Source organism: Streptomyces sp. SP18CS02 (assembly GCF_036322365.1).
In the GTDB taxonomy this organism is placed as follows: Bacteria; Actinomycetota; Actinomycetes; order Streptomycetales; family Streptomycetaceae; genus Streptomyces.
Map to the genome: position 1 here is coordinate 1 of NZ_JAQYXC010000232.1, position 841 is coordinate 841.

At 69.1% G+C, this 841-nt stretch carries 1 protein-coding gene; it reads left to right on the forward strand.

The genetic code is table 11. From position 1 onward, the window contains the following. On the forward strand, positions 1-841 hold an 841-nt coding region (locus PUR26_RS02290), incomplete at both ends, for a condensation domain-containing protein (RefSeq protein WP_329868615.1).

Sequence of the window (841 nt, forward strand, 5' to 3'; positions counted from 1 at the left end):
CGATCTCGCCCGCAGCAGCGACTGCACGCTGTTCATGGTCCTCCAGGCGGGGCTGGCGGCGTTGCTGACCCGTCTCGGGGCGGGGACCGACATTCCGCTCGGCACGGCCGTCGCGGGGCGTTCGGACGAGGCCCTGGACGACCTGGTCGGGTTCTTCGTCAACACGCTGGTGCTGCGGACCGACACGTCCGGTGACCCGACGTTCCGGGAGCTGGTCGCGAGGGCGCGGGAGACGGACCTGGCGGCGTACGCCCATCAGGACGTGCCGTTCGAGCGGCTCGTCGAGGAACTGAACCCGGCCCGTTCCCTCGCTCGTCACCCCCTCTTCCAGGTGATGCTCGTCCTCCAGAACAACGCCGAGGCGGTCGTCGAACTCCCCGGACTCCGTGCCCGCATCGAGACCGTGCTGAACGGCACCGCCAAGTTCGACCTCACGGCCGCCTTCACCGAGACCCACGACGCCGACGGTGCTCCCGCCGGCATCACCGGAGCTCTCGAATACGCCATGGATCTCTTCGATCGGGGCAGTGCGGAGATGCTGGTCGCGCGGCTGGTGCGGCTGCTGGAGGCGGCCGTCGCGGAGCCGGACGCACGGATCGGTGATCTGGACGTTCTGACCGCGGAGGAGCGGAGGTCGCTGCTCACCGAGTGGAACGACACTGCCGCTGTCTTCCCGGACGGGGCGTGTGTGCATGAACTGTTCGAGGAGCAGGCGGCGCGGACTCCCCATGCCACCGCTGTGGTTTTCGAGGGGCGGGGCATCTCGTACGGGGAGTTGAACGCTTCGGCGAATCGGCTTGCGCGTCATCTGGTGGGTTGTGGGGTGCGGCGGGGCGAGACG